The 20,112-nt window shown below is 64.3% G+C and carries 17 protein-coding genes; 6 read left to right on the top strand and 11 right to left on the bottom strand.

The window, feature by feature from the left end; genetic code table 11:
- Positions 1–128: 128 nt before the first annotated feature.
- The 8 genes from kdpC to DMO26_RS05475 form a co-directional block, all read right to left on the bottom strand.
- Positions 129–698 (bottom strand): potassium-transporting ATPase subunit KdpC, encoded by a 570-nt coding sequence (gene kdpC / locus DMO26_RS05500; protein WP_117190993.1) that lies wholly within the window; start codon positions 696–698, stop codon positions 129–131.
- A gap of 12 nt (positions 699–710) precedes the next feature.
- Positions 711–2,798, bottom strand: a complete 2,088-nt coding sequence (gene kdpB, locus DMO26_RS05495; RefSeq protein WP_117190992.1) for a potassium-transporting ATPase subunit KdpB — start codon at positions 2,796–2,798, stop codon at positions 711–713.
- A 40-nt stretch (positions 2,799–2,838) separates the two neighbouring features.
- Positions 2,839–3,003, bottom strand: coding sequence for a hypothetical protein (locus DMO26_RS33560; protein ID WP_162894722.1), 165 nt, complete (start codon positions 3,001–3,003; stop codon positions 2,839–2,841).
- A gap of 20 nt (positions 3,004–3,023) precedes the next feature.
- Positions 3,024–4,727: a potassium-transporting ATPase subunit KdpA gene (gene kdpA, locus DMO26_RS05490; protein WP_117190991.1), complete on the bottom strand. Its 1,704-nt coding sequence runs from the start codon at positions 4,725–4,727 to the stop codon at positions 3,024–3,026.
- Positions 4,728–4,760: 33 nt separating this feature from the next.
- A complete protein-coding gene (gene kdpF / locus DMO26_RS05485) occupies positions 4,761–4,850 on the bottom strand; it encodes a K(+)-transporting ATPase subunit F (RefSeq protein WP_117190990.1) in 90 nt (29 codons plus the stop codon).
- Between the two features lie 346 nt (positions 4,851–5,196).
- Positions 5,197–5,358 (bottom strand): hypothetical protein, encoded by a 162-nt coding sequence (locus DMO26_RS33555; protein WP_162894721.1) that lies wholly within the window; start codon positions 5,356–5,358, stop codon positions 5,197–5,199.
- 11 nt (positions 5,359–5,369) lie between these two features.
- Positions 5,370–5,663 (bottom strand): hypothetical protein, encoded by a 294-nt coding sequence (locus DMO26_RS05480; protein ID WP_117190989.1) that lies wholly within the window; start codon positions 5,661–5,663, stop codon positions 5,370–5,372.
- A gap of 11 nt (positions 5,664–5,674) precedes the next feature.
- Positions 5,675–5,860 (bottom strand): hypothetical protein, encoded by a 186-nt coding sequence (locus DMO26_RS05475; RefSeq protein ID WP_117190988.1) that lies wholly within the window; start codon positions 5,858–5,860, stop codon positions 5,675–5,677.
- Positions 5,861–6,088: 228 nt separating this feature from the next.
- Between DMO26_RS05475 and DMO26_RS05470 the strand changes: the two genes are divergently transcribed.
- Entirely contained in the window at positions 6,089–6,682 is a 594-nt protein-coding gene (locus DMO26_RS05470; RefSeq protein WP_117190987.1) for a DNA-3-methyladenine glycosylase, read from the top strand.
- Positions 6,683–6,695: 13 nt separating this feature from the next.
- Here DMO26_RS05470 and DMO26_RS05465 read toward each other — a convergent pair whose 3' ends face one another.
- Genes DMO26_RS05465 through bcsN form a run of 3 tightly spaced genes read right to left on the bottom strand, consistent with a single transcriptional unit; the run spans position 6,696 to position 12,582 of the window.
- On the bottom strand, positions 6,696–9,248 hold the full coding sequence (locus tag DMO26_RS05465) for a cellulose biosynthesis cyclic di-GMP-binding regulatory protein BcsB (RefSeq protein WP_226951193.1): 2,553 nt from the start codon (positions 9,246–9,248) through the stop codon (positions 6,696–6,698).
- Between the two features lie 9 nt (positions 9,249–9,257).
- Positions 9,258–11,432: a UDP-forming cellulose synthase catalytic subunit gene (gene bcsA, locus DMO26_RS05460; protein WP_117190986.1), complete on the bottom strand. Its 2,175-nt coding sequence runs from the start codon at positions 11,430–11,432 to the stop codon at positions 9,258–9,260.
- 34 nt (positions 11,433–11,466) lie between these two features.
- Positions 11,467–12,582, bottom strand: coding sequence for a cellulose biosynthesis protein BcsN (bcsN, locus tag DMO26_RS05455; protein WP_162894720.1), 1,116 nt, complete (start codon positions 12,580–12,582; stop codon positions 11,467–11,469).
- Between the two features lie 359 nt (positions 12,583–12,941).
- On the opposite strand from bcsN, the gene DMO26_RS05450 reads away from it, so the two are divergent.
- The 5 genes from DMO26_RS05450 (at position 12,942) to DMO26_RS05430 (ending at position 20,111) form a co-directional block, all read left to right on the top strand.
- A complete protein-coding gene (locus DMO26_RS05450; RefSeq protein WP_319025390.1) occupies positions 12,942–15,152 on the top strand; it encodes a tetratricopeptide repeat protein in 2,211 nt (736 codons plus the stop codon).
- 331 nt (positions 15,153–15,483) lie between these two features.
- Entirely contained in the window at positions 15,484–17,151 is a 1,668-nt protein-coding gene (locus tag DMO26_RS05445; protein WP_450088443.1) for a globin-coupled sensor protein, read from the top strand.
- Positions 17,151–17,444, top strand: coding sequence for an STAS domain-containing protein (locus DMO26_RS05440; RefSeq protein ID WP_117190982.1), 294 nt, complete (start codon positions 17,151–17,153; stop codon positions 17,442–17,444). The genes DMO26_RS05445 and DMO26_RS05440 overlap by 1 nt, the downstream gene beginning before the upstream one ends.
- 2 nt (positions 17,445–17,446) lie before the next feature.
- A complete protein-coding gene (gene cheY1, locus DMO26_RS05435; protein WP_117190981.1) occupies positions 17,447–17,812 on the top strand; it encodes a chemotaxis response regulator CheY1 in 366 nt (121 codons plus the stop codon).
- A gap of 16 nt (positions 17,813–17,828) precedes the next feature.
- A complete protein-coding gene (locus DMO26_RS05430; RefSeq protein WP_117190980.1) occupies positions 17,829–20,111 on the top strand; it encodes a chemotaxis protein CheA in 2,283 nt (760 codons plus the stop codon).
- Position 20,112 lies beyond the last annotated feature (1 nt).

The raw sequence follows: 20,112 nt of genomic DNA, 5'->3' as shown, positions 1-20,112 counted from the left end.
CCTCCGCTTACGCTCGGCCATCCTCTCCCCGAGGGGTAGAGGGGAACGGTGACGTTGCGGCAATTTCCCTTCTCCCCAGCGGGGAGAAGGTGCCGGCAGGCGGATGAGGGGGCTGCACGCTCGAAGCTTTACCGCGTCATAGGTGCATCAAGCTTCATATTAAGCGCAAGCACATTGACGACAGGTTCACCGAGTAAACCGAGTTCGCGACCCTCAATGCTCTGATCGACCAATGCACGAACCTTAACTTCATCCATCGCTCTCGCCTTCGCCACACGCGGCACCTGGAAATAGGCGGCTTCCGGCGAGATATGCGGGTCGAGGCCGCTGCCGGATGCAGTGACCAGATCCACCGGCACATCCGCATTCGGGTTGATCGCCTTGGCAGCTTCGTAATCAGTCTTCACGCGGTCGATCAGTTTCTGGCTGGTCGGGCCGAGGTTGGAGCCGGAGGACGAGGCGGCATTGTAGCCGTCGCCGGCGGCCGAGGGGCGGCCGTGGAAATACCGGTCGCCGGTGAAGGCCTGGCCGATCAGCGTCGAGCCGATCACCTGACCGTCCTTCTCGATCAGGCTGCCGTTTGCCTGGGCCGGAAAGACGGCCTGGGCGATGCCGGTCATGCCGAGCGGATAGATGAGGCCGGTGATGGCGGTGATGGCAACGATCAAAACGATTGCCGGACGAAGTTCTTTCAACATGATGTCAACTCCTTAGGCGAGGCCGATGGCCGTGATGGCCATGTCGATCGCCTTGATGCCGATGAACGGGACGATGATGCCGCCGAGGCCGTAGATCAGCAGATTGCGGGAAAGCAGTGCGCCGGCGCCGATCGCCCGGTATTTCACACCCTTCAGCGACAGCGGGATCAGCGCGATGATGATCAGCGCGTTGAAGATGATCGCCGAGAGGATGGCGCTCTGCGGGGTTGCGAGACCCATGACGTTCAGCACGCCGAGTTGCGGATAGAAGGCCAGGAACATCGCCGGGATGATGGCGAAATATTTGGCGATGTCGTTGGCGATCGAAAACGTCGTCAGCGCCCCGCGCGTCATCAGGAGCTGCTTGCCGATCTCGACGATCTCGATGAGCTTCGTCGGGTCCGAGTCGAGGTCGACCATGTTGCCGGCCTCGCGGGCGGCGACGGTGCCGGTGTTCATGGCGACGCCGACATCGGCCTGGGCAAGTGCGGGAGCATCGTTGGTGCCGTCGCCGCACATGGCGACCAGCTTGCCCTTGGCCTGTTCCTCGCGGATCAGTGACAGCTTGTTTTCCGGCGTCGCCTGGGCGAGGAAATCGTCCACGCCGGCTTCCGCGGCAATGGCTGCGGCTGTCATGGGGTTGTCGCCGGTGATCATCACGGTGCGGATGCCCATGCGGCGCAGTTCCGCAAAGCGTTCGCGGATGCCGCCCTTGACGATATCCTTCAACTGGATGACCCCGAGCAGCCTCCCGTCGCGGGCGACCGCAAGCGGTGTGCCGCCGGCCTTGGCGATCTCCTCGGTGATCGCCTGGAGTTCGCGCACGGCTTCCGACTGATTGAAGGAAACGGCGGCAGTGGTGCCTGCGACCGGCAGCGCGCCCGAGCCCACATAAGACAGAACCGCGTCGACGGCACCCTTGCGGATCTGCGAGCCGTCGAAATCGACGCCGCTCATGCGCGTCTGGGCGGTGAAGGGAATGAAGCTCGCCTGCAGGCTCTGCATGTCGCGGGCGCGGATGGCATATTTCTCCTTGGCCAGCACGACGATCGAACGGCCTTCCGGCGTTTCGTCGGCGAGCGAGGCGAGCTGGGCGGCATCGGCCAGCTGTTCCGCCGTCACGCCGCGAACCGGACGGAATTCGGTCGCCTGGCGATTGCCGAGCGTGATCGTGCCGGTCTTGTCGAGAAGCAGCGTATCGACGTCGCCGGCGGCTTCCACCGCGCGGCCGGACATGGCGAGCACGTTGAAGCGGACGAGGCGGTCCATGCCGGCGATGCCGATGGCTGAAAGCAGCGCGCCGATCGTGGTCGGGATAAGCGTCACGAAGAGGGCGACCAGCACGATGATCGGGATCGAGCCGCCGGCATAGGCGGCGAAACTCGGGATCGTCGCGGTGGCGAGCACGAAGATCAGCGTCATGCCGGCGAGCAGGATGTTGAGCGCGATCTCGTTCGGCGTCTTCTGGCGTTCCGCACCTTCGACGAGCGAGATCATCCGGTCGAGGAAGGTCGAGCCGGCGGCAGCGGTGATGCGCACCCGGATCCAGTCGGAAAGCACCTGCGTGCCGCCGGTGACGGCCGAGCGGTCGCCGCCGGATTCGCGGATGACCGGGGCGCTCTCGCCGGTGATCGCCGCTTCGTTGACCGAGGCGACGCCTTCGATCACTTCGCCGTCCGACGGGATGATGTCGCCCGCCTCGACGATGACGATGTCGTTCACCTTGAGGCTGGTGCCGGGAACCATTTTGTAGACCGTGCGGTCGTTGCCGGTCAGAAGCTTGGCCTGGGCCTCCGTGCGGGTCTTGCGCAGCGAATCCGCCTGCGCCTTGCCGCGGCCTTCGGCGACCGCTTCCGCGAAATTGGCGAAGAGCACGGTGAACCAGAGCCAGAGGTTGATCTGGAAGGAGAAGGCGAGATCGTCGCCGCCCGTGACGAGGTCGCGGACGAAGAGGATGGTGGTGAGCACTGAGACCGTGGCCACGACGAACATGACCGGGTTTCGGGCAAGCGTCCGCGGGTTGAGCTTGGTGAAGGCGGCGCCGACCGCCGGAACGAGGATGCGACTATCCATGATACTCGCGGATTTGGACTGGCTCATAAGAGACTCCAGCTTGAAAATGGGGCGACCGGAGGGCCGGTCAGCCGTGCAGGATTTCGACTGCGCAGACGATGGCGAAAACGCCCGCCATCATCGCGAGAATTATATTGGAACCGCACCAGCGGTCTGTTCCCCGGGGGCCGATCTTGCCCCGCTTCTGCGAGGCAAGATCGGACTGTCTGCGGAGGGCATGGCGGATGCTCATGACATTGTCCCCCTGGCGGCTCAGAAGGTCTGGCCGGCGATCATCACCAGGTGTTCGACCACCGGACCGAGCGCCAGCGCGGGCATGAAGGTGAGGCCGCCGACGATGAGGATCGTGCCGGCGAGCAGGCCGACGAAGAGCGGACCGTCGGTCGGGAAGGTGCCGGCCGAGGCGGGCACCGTCTTCTTGGCGGCGAGCGAGCCGGCGATGGCGAGCGCCGGGACAATGACCAGGAAACGCCCGATCAGCATGCCGATCCCGAGCGTCACGTTGTACCAGGGCGTGTTGCCGGTGAGCCCCCCGAAGGCCGAGCCGTTGTTGGCGGCAGCCGACGTATAGGCGTAGAGGATTTCGGAGAAGCCGTGCGGGCCGGCCGTGCCGACCGAGGCCACCGCCGACGACAGCACGCTGGCGATCGCCACGAAGACCAGCATGGCGAGCGGCAGGCAGAGGATGGCGAGCACGGCCATCTTCATTTCCTTCGCCTCGATCTTCTTGCCGAGATATTCCGGCGTGCGGCCGACCATCAGGCCTGCCACGAAGACGGCGACGATGATGAACAGCAGGATGCCGTAGAAGCCTGCGCCGACACCGCCGACGATGACCTCGCCGAGCTGCATGTTGATGAGCGGGATGAGGCCGCCGAGCGCCGTGAACGAGCCGTGCATGGCGTTGACCGCGCCGCAGGAGGCGGCGGTGGTGATCACCGCGAACAGCGACGATAGCGTGATGCCGAAGCGGACTTCCTTGCCTTCCATGTTGCCGCCCTCGAGGCCGAAGGCATGCATCAGCGGATTGCCTGCGGTTTCCGCCCAGTAGGTGACGATCACGCCGGCAATGAACAGCACGCCCATCGTCGCGAGGATCGCCCAGCCCTGGCGCTGGTTGCCGACCATGCGGCCGAAGACGTTCGTCAGGGCCGCGCCGATCGAAAAGATCGACACCATCTGGATGAGGTTCGAGATCGCATCAGGGTTCTCGAAGGGATGGGCGGAGTTGGCGTTGAAGAAGCCGCCGCCATTGGTGCCGAGCATCTTGATGGCAAGCTGCGAGGCGACGGGGCCGAGAGCGATGGTCTGCTTGGCGCCTTCGAGCGTGGTGGCCTCGACATAGGGCCCGAGCGTCTGCGGTACGCCGAGCCAGACGTAGACGAGCGTCAGCACGATGCAGAGCGGCAGCAGGAGATAGAGCGTGGCGCGGGTCATGTCGACCCAGAAATTGCCGATCGCCTTGCCGGATGCCCGCGAGAAGGCGCGGATGAAGGCAACGGCGATGGCGATGCCGGTCGCGGCGGACACGAAGTTCTGCACGCTGAGGCCGGCCATCTGGGTGAGGTAGGACATCGTGCTTTCGCCGCCGTAGTTCTGCCAGTTGGTATTGGTCACGAAGCTGACGGCGGTGTTGAAGGAAAGTTCGGGCGGCACGGCCGCCATGCCGGCGGGATTGTAGGGAAGTCCGGCCTGCAGGCGCATCAGCGCGTAAAGCACGAAGACGCCCAGGAGGTTGAACATCAGCAGCGCGAAGGCGTAGGCAGTCCAATGCTGCTCCTCGCGTTCGTTCGTGCCTGCCAATGCATAAAGTCCCCGTTCGATCGGAACGAGGACCGGCGAGAGGAATGTGCGTTCGCCTGAAAAGACGCGTGTCATGTAACCGCCGAGCGGTTTGACGAGCGCGATGAGAATCCCGCAGAAAACGAGAATCTGTAGCCATCCGTTGAGGGTCATGGGAGGAAACTTTCAAATACCCGGCTGCTTCTCTCAGAAGCGCTCGGGTCGGATGAGAGCGTAGGTGAGGTAGGCGGTGAGGAAAACGGTTACGGCACCGCTTAGGACATAATCGAAGATCATGGGTGCTCTCCTTTCAAAGCCTGTCGCAGGCTCGCGTATAGGCAAAGCAGAGGGCGAAGAAGACGGTCGCCGTGCCGAGTAGAATGATATCCATCATCGATCTGGACTCCTGGTTGTTCATGGAGCAAGACGAGGCAAAGGGCGCCTTCCGGGTGGAGGCGCCTTTTGTGCTTTCTGGCTGCGAGATGTTCTGTGCTGCATCTCGCCCATTAATATGCGTCTGGAGCGCATAGGGGTTCGAGATTGGCCGGATAGGAAAGATATAAGAATCCTATAGGAATTTCTCTTTCCCGATTTTGGAAGAGGGGCAAATTTCGATAGGATGGAGGCCCTTTTCGGAGGTGGCTCAAACCGCCGCCAGCGTAATCGCATAAGCCACGCCAAAAACCACGAGCATCACGCCGAGCATGCCGAGAATGATATTGGAGGCATGCAGGCTGTCGCGTTCCGAAAGCGCCCGCGAGCGGGGATAGACATGGCCGCGCACCCGGTCGACAGGATGAGGCATCGCCATTCTCCTCAGGTCCTGCCGACGATTTTCGGACGGAAGCGGGAGCCGGCATGCCATGTTTCGAAGGCCGGGCCGAGGCTCAGGGTTTCTGTTTCCGGCACGCAGCAGACGGCGCCCGGCGTGTGGTCGCTCTCGAACATCGCGAAATGCACGGCCGCGGCGCGGTCGGTGAAGAGCCCGCCGACAAGGCCGTCGCGGTCGGAGACGATCCAGCGGCCATTGGCGTCGCGGCCCACCGTGAAACGCACGCCCCGTTGTTGCGGCTCGCTTTTCGGCGCGTCTTTCGTACGGGTCCTGTTCATGGCGATCCCCCTCAAGCCACCATGATGGCGACCGCGCCGGCGGCGCAGAAGCCGATGCCCAGGACGCCGAAGAGCCTCAGAAAGATCCCGAGGTTCGCGTCGGCGGGGCTGAGGTTCGATGCGGGTTCCTCACGGCGGCGGGCGTCGCGTTCGGCAAGCTGCCGCGCCAGATAGAGATTGCCCAAACGGCCAAACATTTCAGTCACTCCTTTTTGGGATAGGCTCCGCCGATGTCGCGGAGCGGGCATCGCAACCGATGCACACCAGAAAGGTAGCGAGCGCCCCATAGGCTTTCGATTGGGGGTGGAGGACGAAGAAATAGGGAAGTCATAGTGGCAATCGCGCCGATGCCGAGCGGAGAAGGGAGACAGGCGGCCTCGCAGCCTCTATGCATGGCCGGTCACGGCAGGTGAATCGGGTTCTGTATGGATCGGCAGTTTTTCGACAGGGGTTCGGTGGAGGTCGCTCGCGGCCTGATCGGCGTGGAACTCGACGTTTCCGGTGTCGGCGGGGTGATCGTCGAAACCGAAGCCTACGAACCGGACGAGCCGGCGTCCCACAGCTTTCGCGGCCCGACGCCGAGGAATGCCGTGATGTTCGGCGAACCGGGCCATGCCTATGTCTATCGGTCCTACGGAATCCACTGGTGCCTGAACTTCGTCTGCAGGCCCGGCAGCGCCGTGCTGATCCGGGCGCTTCAGCCGGTCCGGGGACTGGCGGAGATGGAGAGCCGTCGCGGCCTTGCCGATCCCTTGCTGTTGTGTTCCGGGCCCGGCCGCCTCTGCCAGGCGCTCGCCATAACGATCGAACACAATGGCCTGTCGCTGGCCGAGGCGCCGTTCGAGCTGACGCCGCCCGAAACGCCGCCGCTCGTCGTCGTCGGAAGGCGCATCGGCATTTCCAAGGCCGTTGACCTGCCCTGGCGCTTCGGACTTTCGGGTTCGCTGCATGTCAGCCGGAAGTTCACCGGCAAGGGCGGACTTGGGGATGACCTTTCGATCGGTTCCCGGCCGAACTAGCCGGTCCTGACCGTCACTTGTTGCGTCCGAGCAGCGACAGCAGCCCGCCGGTCGCAAGCCCGAGCAGCACGCCGCCGGCGGCCAGCAGCAGCGCATAGGACATGATGTTGTCGGAAAGCCAGTTGGCGGCGATCAGGCGGGCGTTCTCGAACGAGAAAGGCTGGGTCGGCATGAACCGGAAGCGGCTCACGGGCACGGCCTGCGGCTCTTTCTCGCCGCCCTCGTAGACGAGGATCCTGCCCGTCATCCCGTCCCACTCTTCCCGCACGGAGAAGGCCTTCATGCCCTCGGCGAGCGATGCGGAATCCGGGGAGATGATCGCCGTCCAGGTGCCGATCTGGGTCGGGTCGCTTTCCTGGGCGATGATCATCCTGGCCGATCTGGGAGGCTTGAAGAATTCGTCCGTCGCCGGCGCGAAGCGCAGCGTCGCCAGGGTCAGGTCGAAATTTTCCCTGGCCCATTCGCTAAGGGTGGCAAACTGCTGGGCGAGGAAGTTGCTGCCGGTGCGCTGCTGCCAGTCTTGCAGGGTGATGGAGGAGCCGGCCGCCGCGTTGGCTGGTCCGCCCGCGGGATTCCAGCTGTTGCGGCTCTCCTGGTCGATCTTCAGCTGGGTCAGGATATTGGCGGGGAATTCCGAAATGGAGCCGACGAAAAGCGCGTTCGAACCGGAAATCCGGGCCGCCGAAATCGTCACGTCCACCGGCAGGACATGGTGCGAGGCGACCGATATCTTGCCGAGGAAGGTGGCCGCCGCCGAAAGCGACTGCTCCTCGATCCGCCCCATGAACAACGAGACCGGATCGGTGCTCGTGCGATAGGGAAAGCCGGTGCCGGCGGTCGCGGCGAGGTTGGGCACCTGGGCGATCCGCGCGAAACCCGGCATGGCGAACTGGGAACTGCCGAAAATCGCAAACCGCGGCTTGTTGTCGGCCGTCGCGCCGGGGGAGCAGGCGGCGTCCTTCCGGGTCAGGAGCGAGGCTTCTATGACGATCGTGTTCACGCCCGGCTTGAAGTGCCGCAGGGTCAGCTTGATCGGCAGGTGGCGCAGCACGGCGCCTCTGGAGGAGGTGACCGGTACCGTCGAGGCGATGTTGCCGTTGACGAAGATATCGATATGGCTGCCCGGCAGGACGTCGGACGAATAGGCGGCATCGAGCAGGATGCGCGCCTCGCCATAGGCGTTGGCGTAGAAATCCGACGGAACGCCGATGGTGAAGCGGGTGCGGAACAGCCGGCCGGCGAACTCCTGGCTGTCGATGCCGAGCTGCGTGAAGTCGAGCAGCGCGTTGGAAAACAGGAAGGGCGTATCGATGCCGTTCCACGCCTGGGTGGAAAGCGTTTCGCGTCTTTGCGTGGCGGTTCCGTCGGTGGAGGCGACGAAGCTGTCGACCAGCCCTTCGAGCGCCGGCCAGCTCGGACCGGAGAGGATGAGCGTGGAAGCGTGCTGCGTGCCGGGATAATCGAGGAAGCTTGCCACGGCCGCATTGGCGGCGGCAGGAGTCAGCGCCGGCAGCAGCGGGCGCAACTCGTCATAGGTGCCGATGAAGATCGCGAGTTCGCCCGGTTGCGGCAGGCCGCTCGGGGCTTTCTCGAACACGAAGGACTGGTTCGGCATGCCGCCCATCAGCGCCAGCCCCTGGGCGAGACGCATGAGCACGTCGGTCGATCCGAGCTGGTCAAGGGAGGGCACGATCAGCCGGAAACGCGTATTGCCCTTGTCGTCGACCCCGACGGCGCGGATGTCGTCCAGCCGCGAAAACCGGTGGAGGCCGGCCGTATCGAACGACAGGAACGTGCGGCCCGGATCGATCTCCGTCCAGAGTTCGAACGTCGATTCCAGCGTGCAGTCGGTCCGGTGCCGCTGGTCGGCGCGGAAGCGGATGATGTTGGCGCCCGCCTTCAGGGTGCCGGCCGGAACTTCCACCACCTGCTCCCCGACCTTTTCGGCAAAAGCGATCGGCTTGCCGTAGATCGGCACGTCGTTGATGGTGACGCCCAGATGCGAGACCTCCGGGGCCACGACGATCGAATTCTGGTAGCCGAGATGGAGCTTGGCCGGAGCCGCCGCCTGTTCCGGCGTCAGGTAGACCGACCACGAACGCTGTTCGATCTCGCCGGTAAGACGCAGGCTCTTTTCGGGGACGAGATATCGCCGGTTCGCAAGGTCGCCCGGCGAGGAGGGCTGTTGCGCCGGTGCCGAGGCCCGCGCCGCCGGGGCGGGTTGCTGTAAAGACGGCGCTGTCGGCGCCCGCGGGGTCGTAGGCGGTGCAGGCGCAGGCGTCGGATTGGCGGCGGGCGGCCGCACCGGCTGGCCCGTCACAGGCGGCGGAAGCGTTGGCCGGGCTGGCGTCGGCCCGGGAGAAGGCGTCTGTACCGGCGGCGATTGGGCCGGTGGAGTGCGTGCTGGTTCAGAAGGCGCCGGCGATGGCGACCGGACGGCCGGGGCCGGCGGTTGGGCGGGGTTTTCCCGTGCCCGTTCCTGGTTCATGTCGAAGGGGGCGGGCGCCTGGGCCGGCGCCATGCCGGGCGACAGAAGGAAAAGCGCCAGTGCGAGAGCCTTTTTCATCCTGCCCTCCTATTTCTGCGTGACAGACGCACTGTCGCGCGCGGTATTGCGGACGAGATAGGAAAGCCCGCGCACCGTCTGGTACATGGCAAGCCCCAGGAACCAGAGCGTGCCGCCGACGAGACCCGGGTTTTGCCGGCGCGACACCTGGAATTGGCTCCATTGCGCCGAGTTGGCGAAGATCAGGTCGGCGATCAGCCGGTGATCGGTCGCCTTTTCAGGCATGTAGCGGCATCCGATCGCGGTCACGTCCCCGACCGTGTCGAAATTGCGGATCTCGACCGGCAGGTCGCTGACGGGAAGATCGCTATAAGGCTGGAACCGCAGGACGCCTTTCTTCTCCACCGAGATATCCTTGAAGCCTTCGGTATAGACCTGGACCGCCGCGCCATGCACGGACACGTCCTCGATGGTTGCCGTGAACCAGCGGCCGTCGATGCCGAATTCGCAGCGCCGGCTGACCTTGACGCGCCGCGAGGACTGCCGCTCGCCGCGTTCCGACACGACGCCCAGCGCACAGCCGGCCAGGATGATGTTGAGCAGGTTCCAGCCGCCGACCACCAGCGTCACGTCGGCCTTGTAGGGTTCCGCATAGATGCGGTAGACGCTGATCGCGAAAGCGACGAGCAGCACGAAGAAGATCACGAAGAACGGCCGGCTGATCTCCGACAGGCGGCTCACGGAGACGGATTCGTCCTTGGCAGTCACCTTGAAGGTCGGTTTCCGGGGATTGAGCATGACCGAGACGACCGCCGGCAGCAGATGCACCGTCTGGACGTATTCGTAAAGCTCGGAAATCCAGGGCCAGCGGAACGACCCGTAGAGATAGTTCTGCATCATCAGGTTCACGACCATATAGGCCAGCGAATAGACCATGAACTCGCCGCCCGACGAGGTGAAGATTTCCAGATCGAAGAACAGGTAGAAGAGCGGTGCGAAGAGGAAGATCGTCCGCGGAAACGGAAACAGCCAGAACAGCGTCGACGACATGTAGCAGAGCCGCTGCGGGAAGGAGAGCCCGCGCTTGAGCGGCGGAAAGCGGAAGCGCAGGATCTGCATCATGCCCTGCGCCCAGCGGCTGCGCTGGCCGATGAAGCTTGCGAATGTGGCGGGCTGCAGGCCGGCGATCAGCGGCCGGTCGAGATAGAGGCTGTGCCAGCCGAGGCTGTGCAGGTCGAGCGCGGTTTCGCAATCCTCGGTGATGCTGACGCCCGAAAAGCCGTTCGAAACTTCGAGCGCCTTGCGGTTGAGGACGGCGGCCGAGCCGCAGAAGAAGGCGGCGTCCCATTTGTCGAGCCCGCGCTGGATGATGCCGTAGAACATCTCGTTCTCGCTCGGCATTTTCTCGAAGGTGCGCAGGTTGCGCTCCACCGGGTCGGGGTTCAGGAAAAAATGCGGCGTCTGGACGAGGAAGAGTTTCGGGTCCTCGTCGAAATAACCGACGGTTTCGAGCAGGAAGTCGCGCGCCGGCGCATGGTCGGCGTCGAACACGGCGACCAACGATCCAGTCGAATGCTTCAGACCGTTGTTGAGATTGCCGGCCTTGGCATGTTCGTTCTTCTCGCGGGTGAGATAACGGACGCCGAGGTCCTCGCAGAGCTGTTTCAGCATCTTGTGGCGCGTCTCGGCGGCCCGCGCATCGGCGACATTGGCGGATTTGCGCTTCTGCACGGTGCCGCCGTCGTCGAGCAGCCAGACGGTGAGCTTTTCCGGCGGATAATCCATGTTGCGGGCGGCGGCGAGCGTATTGGCGAGCAGCACCTCGTCCTCGTTGTAGCTCGGCACGAAGACGTCGACGGCCGGAAGCTCCCGGTCGCGGCGGCCATAGGGTGGCCGCGGCGGCAGCGGCATGGAGACGACGAACAGGCTGAGCGTCAGCATCAGCACGCTGTACATTTCCGCCAGATAGACGAGCAGGCCCGGAATGAAGTTTTCCAGCTGGTTGGCGGGCGGCAGCGTGCTGGTGGTGCGCCAGTAGACATAGCGCAGCACCATGGCGGTGCCGAAGGCGAGCGCCACCAGGCGCCATTTGCCGCCCGCCTTGAGGATCTTGATCACCGCCATGACGGTCACGGTCAGGAGGCTGGCGATCAGCTGGGTCCGCGTGTTGATCGGCAGCGTCACCAGGATGATGATCAATACGCTGGCGAGCGCCCAGGTGACGGCAGAAAGGAATGTCCGCATCTCGGGCTATCTCCGCCGGCCGGTTGGGGAAGGGTTATCGGCACGCATTGGCGGTTCCGCTGGTCACGTCGGTGCAGGAGGCGGGCGGAATGGTTGTCCGCGGGTTCGCCGCAATGCCGGACGGAGACGGCACGAGCGGTGCGCGGGCGGCGGCCTGCGCCGCGAGCGAGGGCTGGGCGGGCGGCGTCGCTGTCGATAAACCGGGCCTCGGCACGGTGACGCGCGGCACGCCGACCGCCGCCGCGCTTTCGGCAGGCGTGTTTGCGGCGGGTAAGGCCGGTCGGGCAGCCATACCCGGGTTTTGGGCCGGGTTTTGGGCCGGATTGGAGACCGGAGTTATGGCCGAAGTTATAGATTGCGTCGCGACCCGCTGGACGGCAGGCGCCAGCGTCGTGCGCGTATAGGCCGCGGCCTGGCGCTGAGGCAGGACCGGCACGATCGGCTCCGCCGCTGCCGGACGCGGATAGATGGGCGCGCCGATACCGCCGATGCTCGGCGAAACCGGCTGCGGTTCTCCATAGGGGTTCCAGCCGCCGGCATCCACCGAGCCGGTGATCGTATAGTTGTACATGACGGCGAGCAGCCTCTCTTCCGTCGCGTCCGCCTGACAGAGCCGCAGGCGGACCTGGATCGAACCGTAGTTTGCAAGCGGCGAGATGGTGCCGGAAGGGGCGCGGACCTGCTGCCAGGCGTACATGCACAGATCGTTGCCCGCGCCATGGCCGAAGGCGTAGCCGAACGGGCCGTAACCGTTCTGCACGAAGAAGGACGAGCGCGTCATGCGGATGCCGGGCAGGGACTGCCGCATCTCGGAGGCGGTGCCGGCTTCCGTCACGGGCGTCGAAGTAAGCGCGTTGTCGCTAAGCTTGAAGGGGCTGGCGGTGCCGAAGAACTGCACGGTGAACGCATTCTGCCCCGGCGTTTGCGCCGACGTCTTGAGATAGATGTCCTGCGCCACCGCATTGTCGTAGCGCCGCTCGATGACGCTGACGATGCCCGGTCCTCCCGGCGGCGGCAGAAGCATCGCCTGTTCGGAAGGGATGGCCCTGGCGAACGTACCCATCTGCGTCGGCTGGCCGGCGCAGCCGACGGCGAAGACCGGCAGCACGGAAAACAGAATCGCCGCTCTCAGATGGCCGGGACCACTCATTTTCTGCGTTCGAATCAGATGCATTCCCGCCATGCCGCACACTATCGATTGAATGCGGACATTCATTGTCCGCCGAATATCCGAAGAACCGGCACGCAGCATGCGCTTCGCGATCGCGGTTCCCAGGACCGACTCAAGTATTTGATTAGGTAAATCTAAATTGTTCGTTAACCATATGCGTTTATTCTTTCGGAATTAAATTCGCAGGAGCTGAAACCCGTTCGCATGAGGCGCATACGGGAAATGCGCACGGTAGCGGAGTGAGTATGCGGTTTTCGCTCATCTCATTGACAGTCTTGGGCGTTGTCGCAGTGGGACTCTATACGCTGAAAAACCGTCCGCCCGTGGACCTCAATGCGATGACGGGTTCCTTGACGCCGGTTCCGCCCGGTACGGCGACCGCCCGTCCCCCGGCAATCGTTCCGCCGGCGGCCGTTCCGGCATCGGGTGCGGAAAAGACCGAACGCATCGTCTCCCAGCTCATCTATCCGAACAGGCAGGCCGAAGCCAGATCGGGTCCCGCCTCGCTGGTCATCGCCCAGGCTCCGCCGGCACCGGAACCGCAGGACCTATCCTCCGAACCTTCCGAAACGGTGGCGCAGGTCAACCCGCAGACAGTGATCTCGGTTCCCGCGCCGCAGCAGGGAGAGCAGCCGGCGGTCGATGAAAGCGCGCTTCGCTACTTCGCCGCGCGTGGCGATACGGCCCGCCTGCAGGCGGAAATCTCCCGCTTGAAGACGCTTTACCCGAACTGGACGCCGCCCGCCGATCCGCTCGCGGTTCAGCTCAACGCCGACCGCCAGCTCGAAAACATGTGGGCGCTCTATGCCCAGTCGCGTTATGCCGACGTGCGCAAGGCGATCGCCGACCGCCAGGCGGCGGAACCGGGCTGGCAGCCGCCCGCCGACCTCCTCGACCGTCTCAAGCTCGCCGAGGCGCGGACCGGCCTTGTGGCTGCCTCGGATGCGAAGAATTACGATGCCGTGATCCGTTCGGCGGCCGAAAATCCCGGCTTGCTCACCTGCAGCGAAACCGACATCCTGTGGCGCGTCGCCGACGCTTTTGCGAGGACGGACAGGAAGAACCGGGCGCGCGATGCCTATGTCTACATCCTCGACAATTGCGACAATGTTTCGGAGCGTTTCGCGACCGTGCAGAAGGCGAGCGAACTGCTTCCAGCCGACATGCTGGAGGACGTGCTTGCCAAGGAACGCACTGTTCCCGGCAATCCGCCGGAATTCGACGCCCTGCGCGACGACATCGCCCGCCGCCTGGTGGCCGACGGCAATACCGATGCGAAGCTGGCGGTCCCGGAAAAATACCTGACCCGGCTGGAAAGGCTGGCGGAAGCCAATGGCATGGCCTCCGATGCGTTGCTGCTCGGCTGGTACTATTACCGCCGCGACAATCTGGGTTCCGCCGAGCGCTGGTTCCGCCGGGCCTTCGCCAAGGAAGAGACGGCGTCCGCCGCCGAGGGCCTGGCGCTGACGCTGGTCGGCCGGAACTCGCCGGCCGAGGCGGAGACCGTCCTCTATCGCTGGCGCGACTCCTCTCCGGGATCGAAGGAAGCCTATCTGGCGGCGGTCGCCAATCTCCTGGCGCTCGATCCTCCGCCGATCATCGAGGACGAGGTGCTCCGGCGAATGGCGCCGGTCGTCATTTCCGCCCGCAATGCCGATGCAGCCCAGCAGTTCGGCTGGTATGCGCGCGCCATGCGGCAATTCGAAACGGCGGCCGAATGGTTCGGGGCGGCGCTTGCCTGGAAACCCGATGACGAACCCTCCGCCTACGGCCTTGTTCTCACCCGCAACGATCTCGGCGACAGGGCGGGGGTGGCGCAGATCCAGCGGAGCTGGGCCGGACGTTCCGAACGCATCGCCCGGCTGGGCGAACCCGTGACCGAACCGGATGCGCCGCGGCGGCAGCCTCGCATCGCCGCCCGGCAGGAGGCCGATGGCGCGGAAACGCGGGCTCCGGCCGTCGCGTCCGAGTCCGGCCGGAGGGCCGCACCGCCGACAGTCCAGAAGACCGCCAGAGCGGTAGCGCAGCCTTCCGCGCCGCGCCGCGGCCAATGCTCGTCCACGCAGGATGCACGGCAGCTTCAGCCGGACGCGGCGCTCGCCAGAGGCTGGTGCCTGATGGATGTCAACCGGCCGCTCGAGGCGGTTGAGGCATTCGACACCGCCTATGCCAGCTCCTCGGCGGATGTCCGCTCCGATGCAGCCTACGGTAAGAGCCTTGCCTATCTCAGGGTGGGCCTGACCGACAAGGCCTCGGTCGCCGCGGCCGACACGGCCCAGACGAACAAGCGCGCGGTGGAGCTCCAGAGCGCCATACTGGCCGACCGGGCGTTGAACGCTTTCAAGCTCGGACGTTACCGGGAAGCGCTGCTGGCACTCGACCAGCGGGCCCGGATCGCTCCCGAACAGGCGGATCTCATGGCGCTGCGCGGTTATGCGCATCTCAATCTCGGAAGGTATGGCGATGCCCGCCGCATCTTCCAGGCGCTCGCCGACATGGGCGACAGGAGCGGCCTGCGCGGGTTGGCCGACATGGGCGCCACAAACTGATCTGGCCGTCGTAACCGAGCGCCGCGCAATTTCCAGGCATCACACCTACTGCGGGCAATATGCGGTATTCTGAAGCAAAAGAGGCGCTCTTCCATCCTCTATTAACCTTCACGCAAGGAATTAACCATACATATTAGAAACCACGGCGAATTGGGAAACCTGCTGTCTCCCACCAGGCATGAAGCCGCAAAGCCGTACCGGTGACAATCCGGTATCCGCTCATGAAATCCAGGAAAGCCTGCGGTGACCGTGTTGCCCATGCCCGACGGATGTTGATCCGATCAGGCCAGCACCCCCCATTCATCCCCGGCGCTTGGGCCTCAGGAGCCGCATGCAACCCAATCCTCGGGGGATTGGTTCGATTAATTTGGGGACGGTATTGGTGCAGGAAACGCCATCGGATCAGGCGCGACGGAACCAGGCGGGCAGCCTGGGTGAGAGACTGGCATTTGCCGGCCTCGATGCCGACCTGCGCGATCTCCTGCGTCGCCGTCGCCCGGAACTCGACCGGCATCTGAAGACCGGCCTTCGTGATCTCTTCCACCGTCTGCAGACCTTTCCGGAAGCTGCCCGCAATTTCGAGAGCGAACAGCAGATCGAGCGGCTGCACGATCTCCTCGCCTCCCACTGGGGCGTGCTGAGCGATGCCCGCTTCGACGCGCTCTACGCCGAACGGGTCAAGGTCCTCTCCGATACCGAAATCCGCATGGGGCTCGACCCGCGCTGGCACGTTGCCGGCCATGGCGTGATGCTCGAACACCTGATCGCCGGCGCGATCGTCGACATGGCGCCGAAGTCGCTGCTGCCGGGCGGGCGCAAGCGCGAGCAGGAATTGCTGGATGTGGTGGGCGCCATCACCCGCCTCGTCATGGTCGATGTCGAGATCGCCGTTTCGTTGCGCTTCAACGAACTGCGCCAGCGGCACCAGCGCGCGCTCGCCGAGCAACGCGAGGCGGACCATGCCCAGGCCATCGAGACATTTTCCGCGGTCATCGCCGCACTCGCCGACCGCGACCTGACGGCCGCTCTTCCCGCCGACGTTCCCGAGGCCTATCGCGAGCTTGCCGATCTCCTGAGCCAGGCCATCGGCGCCATGCGTTCGTCCGTCGAGACCACTGTTGTCCACGGCGAGAAGGCCGGCGGCCTGACGCAATCGCTTGCCGACGACGCGCGTTCCTTTGCATCGGCCTCCGCCGAACAGTCCGATCGACTGCGGAACGCGGCGCGGGCGCTCGTCGAGATCGGCCTCAAGGTCAAGGACAGCGCCGCCGAGACGGCGGCTGCGGAAAAGGCCGCCGCCGATACCCGCCGCTCGGCTGAAGAGAGCGGCGAAGTGGTCGGCCGCGCGATCAGCGCCATGGCGGATATAGAAACCTCCGCCGAAAAGATCGGCGAGATCATCGGCGTCATCGACGAGATCGCCTTCCAGACCAATCTTCTGGCGCTGAACGCCGGCATCGAGGCCGCCCGCGCCGGCGAGAGCGGCCGAGGCTTTGCCGTCGTCGCCCAGGAAGTCCGCGCGCTTGCCCAGCGTTCCGCCGAAGCGGCCCGCGAGATCAAGACGCTGGTCAACGGCACCAAGACGCAGGTCGATGCCGGGGTCGAGATGGTCCACCGCACCCAGGATGCGATCGGCGGCATCGTGCGCCAGGTCTCGGACATCAACGAAGCGATCGCCGGCATTGCCCGCGATACGGGCGAGCAGGCCACGGGGCTCGATCGCGTGACGTCGGAAATCGGTTCGGTGAGCGAACACGTCGCGTCGAATGCCGGCCTCGCGAGCCGGGCGGGCGAGGGTGCCGACGAACTCCATACGGTCATCCTGGAACTCGGCCGCACGGTGCGCGAGTTCCGGATCGAGCGGCAGAACCGCTTTTCGGACACGCGCCGGCCTGCGGCGCCAAGAACCCAGCCGGCACTCGTCTCGATCGCGCCGGCGACGGCCGAGCGGGTCGATGACGGCGAGTACCTCTTTCAGAAACGACAAGGAATGAGCTGATGGCAGCAAAGAAGGCAAGCCCAGGAAGTTTGAAGCTGTCCGCTGTGCTGGACCTCAACGAGGCTTCGAACCTGCATGGCAAGCTGATGTCCATGCGCGGAAGCGATCTGGTGATCGATGCTTCGGGCGTCGATCGGGTCGGCGTGCAATGCGCGCAGGTTCTGGTAGCCGGCGTCAGGGCTTGGGAAGAGGACAAGAAGTCGTTTCTCGTCGAGAAGGCTTCGGATGCATTTCAGAAGACGATGCAACTTATCGGCATCAATATCGAAAATTTGGTTGCTAAGGAGATCTAGCAATGAAGAAAAAAGTACTGACCGTGGATGATTCACGGACGATCCGGAACATGCTTCTGGTGACCCTGAATAACGCAGGTTTTGAAACCATTCAGGCCGAAGACGGCGTCGAGGGCCTCGAAGTCCTCGAGAACTGCAATCCGGACGTGATCGTCACCGACATCAACATGCCGCGTCTCGACGGCTTCGGCTTCATCGAAGGCGTGCGCCGCAACGAAAAATACCGCGCCGTCCCGATCCTCGTCCTGACGACGGAAAGCGATGCCGAGAAGAAGAACCGTGCCCGCCAGGCCGGTGCTACGGGCTGGATCGTCAAGCCCTTCGATCCCGCCAAACTAATTGATGCGATCGAGCGTGTAACCGCCTGAGCCAGGAATTCCTCCGATGGATATGAACGAAATCAAAGAGATCTTCTTTCAGGAATGCGAAGAGCAGCTCGCTGAACTGGAGTCTGGTCTTCTCAAGCTGAACGACGGGGATCGCGACCCCGAAACGGTCAACGCCGTTTTTCGCGCCGTTCATTCCATCAAGGGGGGCGCCGGTGCCTTCGGCCTGGATGATCTGGTTTCCTTCGCTCACGTCTTCGAAACGACGCTCGATTGCGTGCGTTCCAACAAGCTGGAGCCGACCCAGGACGTCCTGAAGGTCATGCTGAAATCGGCCGACGTGCTGGCCGACCTCGTCAGCGCATCGCGCGACGGCGGAAGCGTCGACGAATCGAGAAGCCGCGGTCTCGTGAAGGAACTCGAGGCGCTGGCGCATGGCGAGCTTCCCACACCCTCGGCCCATGCCGAAGCGCCGAAACCGGCGCCCAAGGCCGCGCCGGCTCCCGCCCCCAAGGCGGAAGCCCCGAAGCCGACCGACGACAGCGGCTTCCAGCCGATCCCCTTCTCCTTCGACGGTTTCGACGCAGACGAGGAGACGACCCTCGAAGGCTCCACCTATGAAGTGATCTTCAAGCCGCGTCGCGAACTCTATTCCAAGGGCAACGAAGCAGCTCTGCTGCTCCGCGATCTCTCCCGCCTTGGCGACATGAGCATCAATTGCGACATGGACCAGCTCCCGGCCCTCGACAAGATGGATCCGGAAGCCTCCTATTTCGGCTGGAAGATCTCGCTCAAGACCACCAAGAGCGAAGACGATATCCGCGCCGTGTTCGAATTCGCGGAATGGGACTGCGATCTCGACGTGAAGCTTTCCGAAGAGGCTGCTTCCGAAGAGGAACTGCCGATGATCCCGGTTCCGTTCGACCTGGCGATCCTCGACGAACCCTCGGCCGCCGAGGAAGAAGAAAAGTCCGTCCAATCCGCGGACGAGACCGTTGCCGCTGCCGTGTCGGCCGCCGAGACCGCTTCGAGCGTCACCAAGGCCGCCGCCCGCGCTTCGGAAAAGAAGGAATCGGCTGCCGCGGCTGCGGCCGCCGCCGCCCAGAACAATGCCGCCGCAGCCGCTGCCGCAGCCGGCCAGACGATCCGCGTCGATCTCGATCGCGTCGACCGCCTCATCAACCTCGTCGGCGAACTCGTCATCAACCAGGCGATGCTTTCGCAGAGCGTCATCGAGAACGATACGACGGGCACCTCGTCGATCAACATGGGCCTCGAAGAGCTGCAGCAGCTCACCCGCGAGATCCAGGACTCGGTCATGGCGATCCGCGCGCAGCCGGTGAAGCCGGTCTTCCAGCGCATGTCGCGTATCGTCCGCGAAGTGGCCGACATGGTCGGCAAACAGATCCGTCTGGTCACCGAAGGTGAAAACACCGAAGTGGACAAGACGGTCATCGACAAGCTCGCCGAGCCGCTGACCCATATGATCCGCAACGCCGTCGACCACGGCATCGAAACGCCCGAAAAGCGCGAAGCCGCCGGCAAGGAGTCGGAAGGCACGATCAAGCTCAGCGCCAAGCATCGTTCGGGCCGCATCGTCATCGAACTTGCCGACGACGGCGGCGGCATCAACCGCGAGCGTGTCCGCCAGAAGGCGATCGACAACGATCTCATCGCCGCCGACGCCAACCTGTCGGACGAGGAGATCGACAACCTGATCTTCATGCCGGGCTTTTCCACGGCCGACAAGATTTCGGACATTTCCGGCCGCGGCGTCGGGATGGACGTGGTCAAGCGCTCGATCCAGGCGCTCGGCGGCCGCATTTCGATCTCCTCGCGCCCCGGTCTCGGCTCGACCTTCACCATGAGCCTGCCGCTGACGCTCGCCGTCCTCGACGGCATGGTGGTCACGGTCGCCGGCCAGACGCTGGTCGTGCCGCTCACCGCAATCGTCGAGACGCTCCAGCCTGAAGCCTCCTCCATCCACTCCTTCGGCGCGACCCAGCGGCTTATCTCGATCCGCAACTCCTTCTGCCCGCTGGTCGATGTCGGACGGATCCTCAATTTCCGCGCCACCCAGGCGAACCCGGTCGAAGGTGTCGCTCTGCTGGTGGAATCGGAAGGCGGTGGTCAGCGCGCCCTCATGGTCGATGCGATCCAGGGCCAGCGCCAGGTCGTCATCAAGTCGCTCGAAGCCAATTACACCCACGTACCGGGCATCGCAGCCGCCACCATTCTCGGTGACGGGCGCGTCGCTCTCATCCTCGATGTCGATGCGGTCGTCGCTGCTTCGCGCGGTCAGTCGCTCAAGCCTGAAATGTCACTCGCAGCCACGGGTTAAT

The sequence above is a fragment of the Rhizobium terrae genome (assembly GCF_003425685.1).
GTDB lineage: Bacteria > Pseudomonadota > Alphaproteobacteria > Rhizobiales > Rhizobiaceae > Neorhizobium > Neorhizobium terrae.
This window is presented reverse-complemented; position numbering and strand designations above follow the sequence as displayed.

Excerpts from the sequence above, each read along its gene's own strand:
- kdpC (WP_117190993.1), bottom strand. The coding sequence starts at position 698 with ATGTTGAAAGAACTTCGTCCGGCAATCGTTTTGATCGTTGCCATCACC.
- kdpB (WP_117190992.1), bottom strand. The coding sequence starts at position 2,798 with ATGAGCCAGTCCAAATCCGCGAGTATCATGGATAGTCGCATCCTCGTT.
- DMO26_RS33560 (WP_162894722.1), bottom strand. The coding sequence starts at position 3,003 with ATGAGCATCCGCCATGCCCTCCGCAGACAGTCCGATCTTGCCTCGCAG.
- kdpA (WP_117190991.1), bottom strand. The coding sequence starts at position 4,727 with ATGACCCTCAACGGATGGCTACAGATTCTCGTTTTCTGCGGGATTCTC.
- kdpF (WP_117190990.1), bottom strand. The coding sequence starts at position 4,850 with ATGATCTTCGATTATGTCCTAAGCGGTGCCGTAACCGTTTTCCTCACC.
- DMO26_RS33555 (WP_162894721.1), bottom strand. The coding sequence starts at position 5,358 with ATGCCTCATCCTGTCGACCGGGTGCGCGGCCATGTCTATCCCCGCTCG.
- DMO26_RS05480 (WP_117190989.1), bottom strand. The coding sequence starts at position 5,663 with ATGAACAGGACCCGTACGAAAGACGCGCCGAAAAGCGAGCCGCAACAA.
- DMO26_RS05475 (WP_117190988.1), bottom strand. The coding sequence starts at position 5,860 with ATGTTTGGCCGTTTGGGCAATCTCTATCTGGCGCGGCAGCTTGCCGAA.
- DMO26_RS05470 (WP_117190987.1), top strand. The coding sequence starts at position 6,089 with ATGGATCGGCAGTTTTTCGACAGGGGTTCGGTGGAGGTCGCTCGCGGC.
- DMO26_RS05465 (WP_226951193.1), bottom strand. The coding sequence starts at position 9,248 with ATGAAAAAGGCTCTCGCACTGGCGCTTTTCCTTCTGTCGCCCGGCATG.
- bcsA (WP_117190986.1), bottom strand. The coding sequence starts at position 11,432 with ATGCGGACATTCCTTTCTGCCGTCACCTGGGCGCTCGCCAGCGTATTG.
- bcsN (WP_162894720.1), bottom strand. The coding sequence starts at position 12,582 with ATGAGTGGTCCCGGCCATCTGAGAGCGGCGATTCTGTTTTCCGTGCTG.
- DMO26_RS05450 (WP_319025390.1), top strand. The coding sequence starts at position 12,942 with ATGACGGGTTCCTTGACGCCGGTTCCGCCCGGTACGGCGACCGCCCGT.
- DMO26_RS05445 (WP_450088443.1), top strand. The coding sequence starts at position 15,484 with ATGCAACCCAATCCTCGGGGGATTGGTTCGATTAATTTGGGGACGGTA.
- DMO26_RS05440 (WP_117190982.1), top strand. The coding sequence starts at position 17,151 with ATGGCAGCAAAGAAGGCAAGCCCAGGAAGTTTGAAGCTGTCCGCTGTG.
- cheY1 (WP_117190981.1), top strand. The coding sequence starts at position 17,447 with ATGAAGAAAAAAGTACTGACCGTGGATGATTCACGGACGATCCGGAAC.
- DMO26_RS05430 (WP_117190980.1), top strand. The coding sequence starts at position 17,829 with ATGGATATGAACGAAATCAAAGAGATCTTCTTTCAGGAATGCGAAGAG.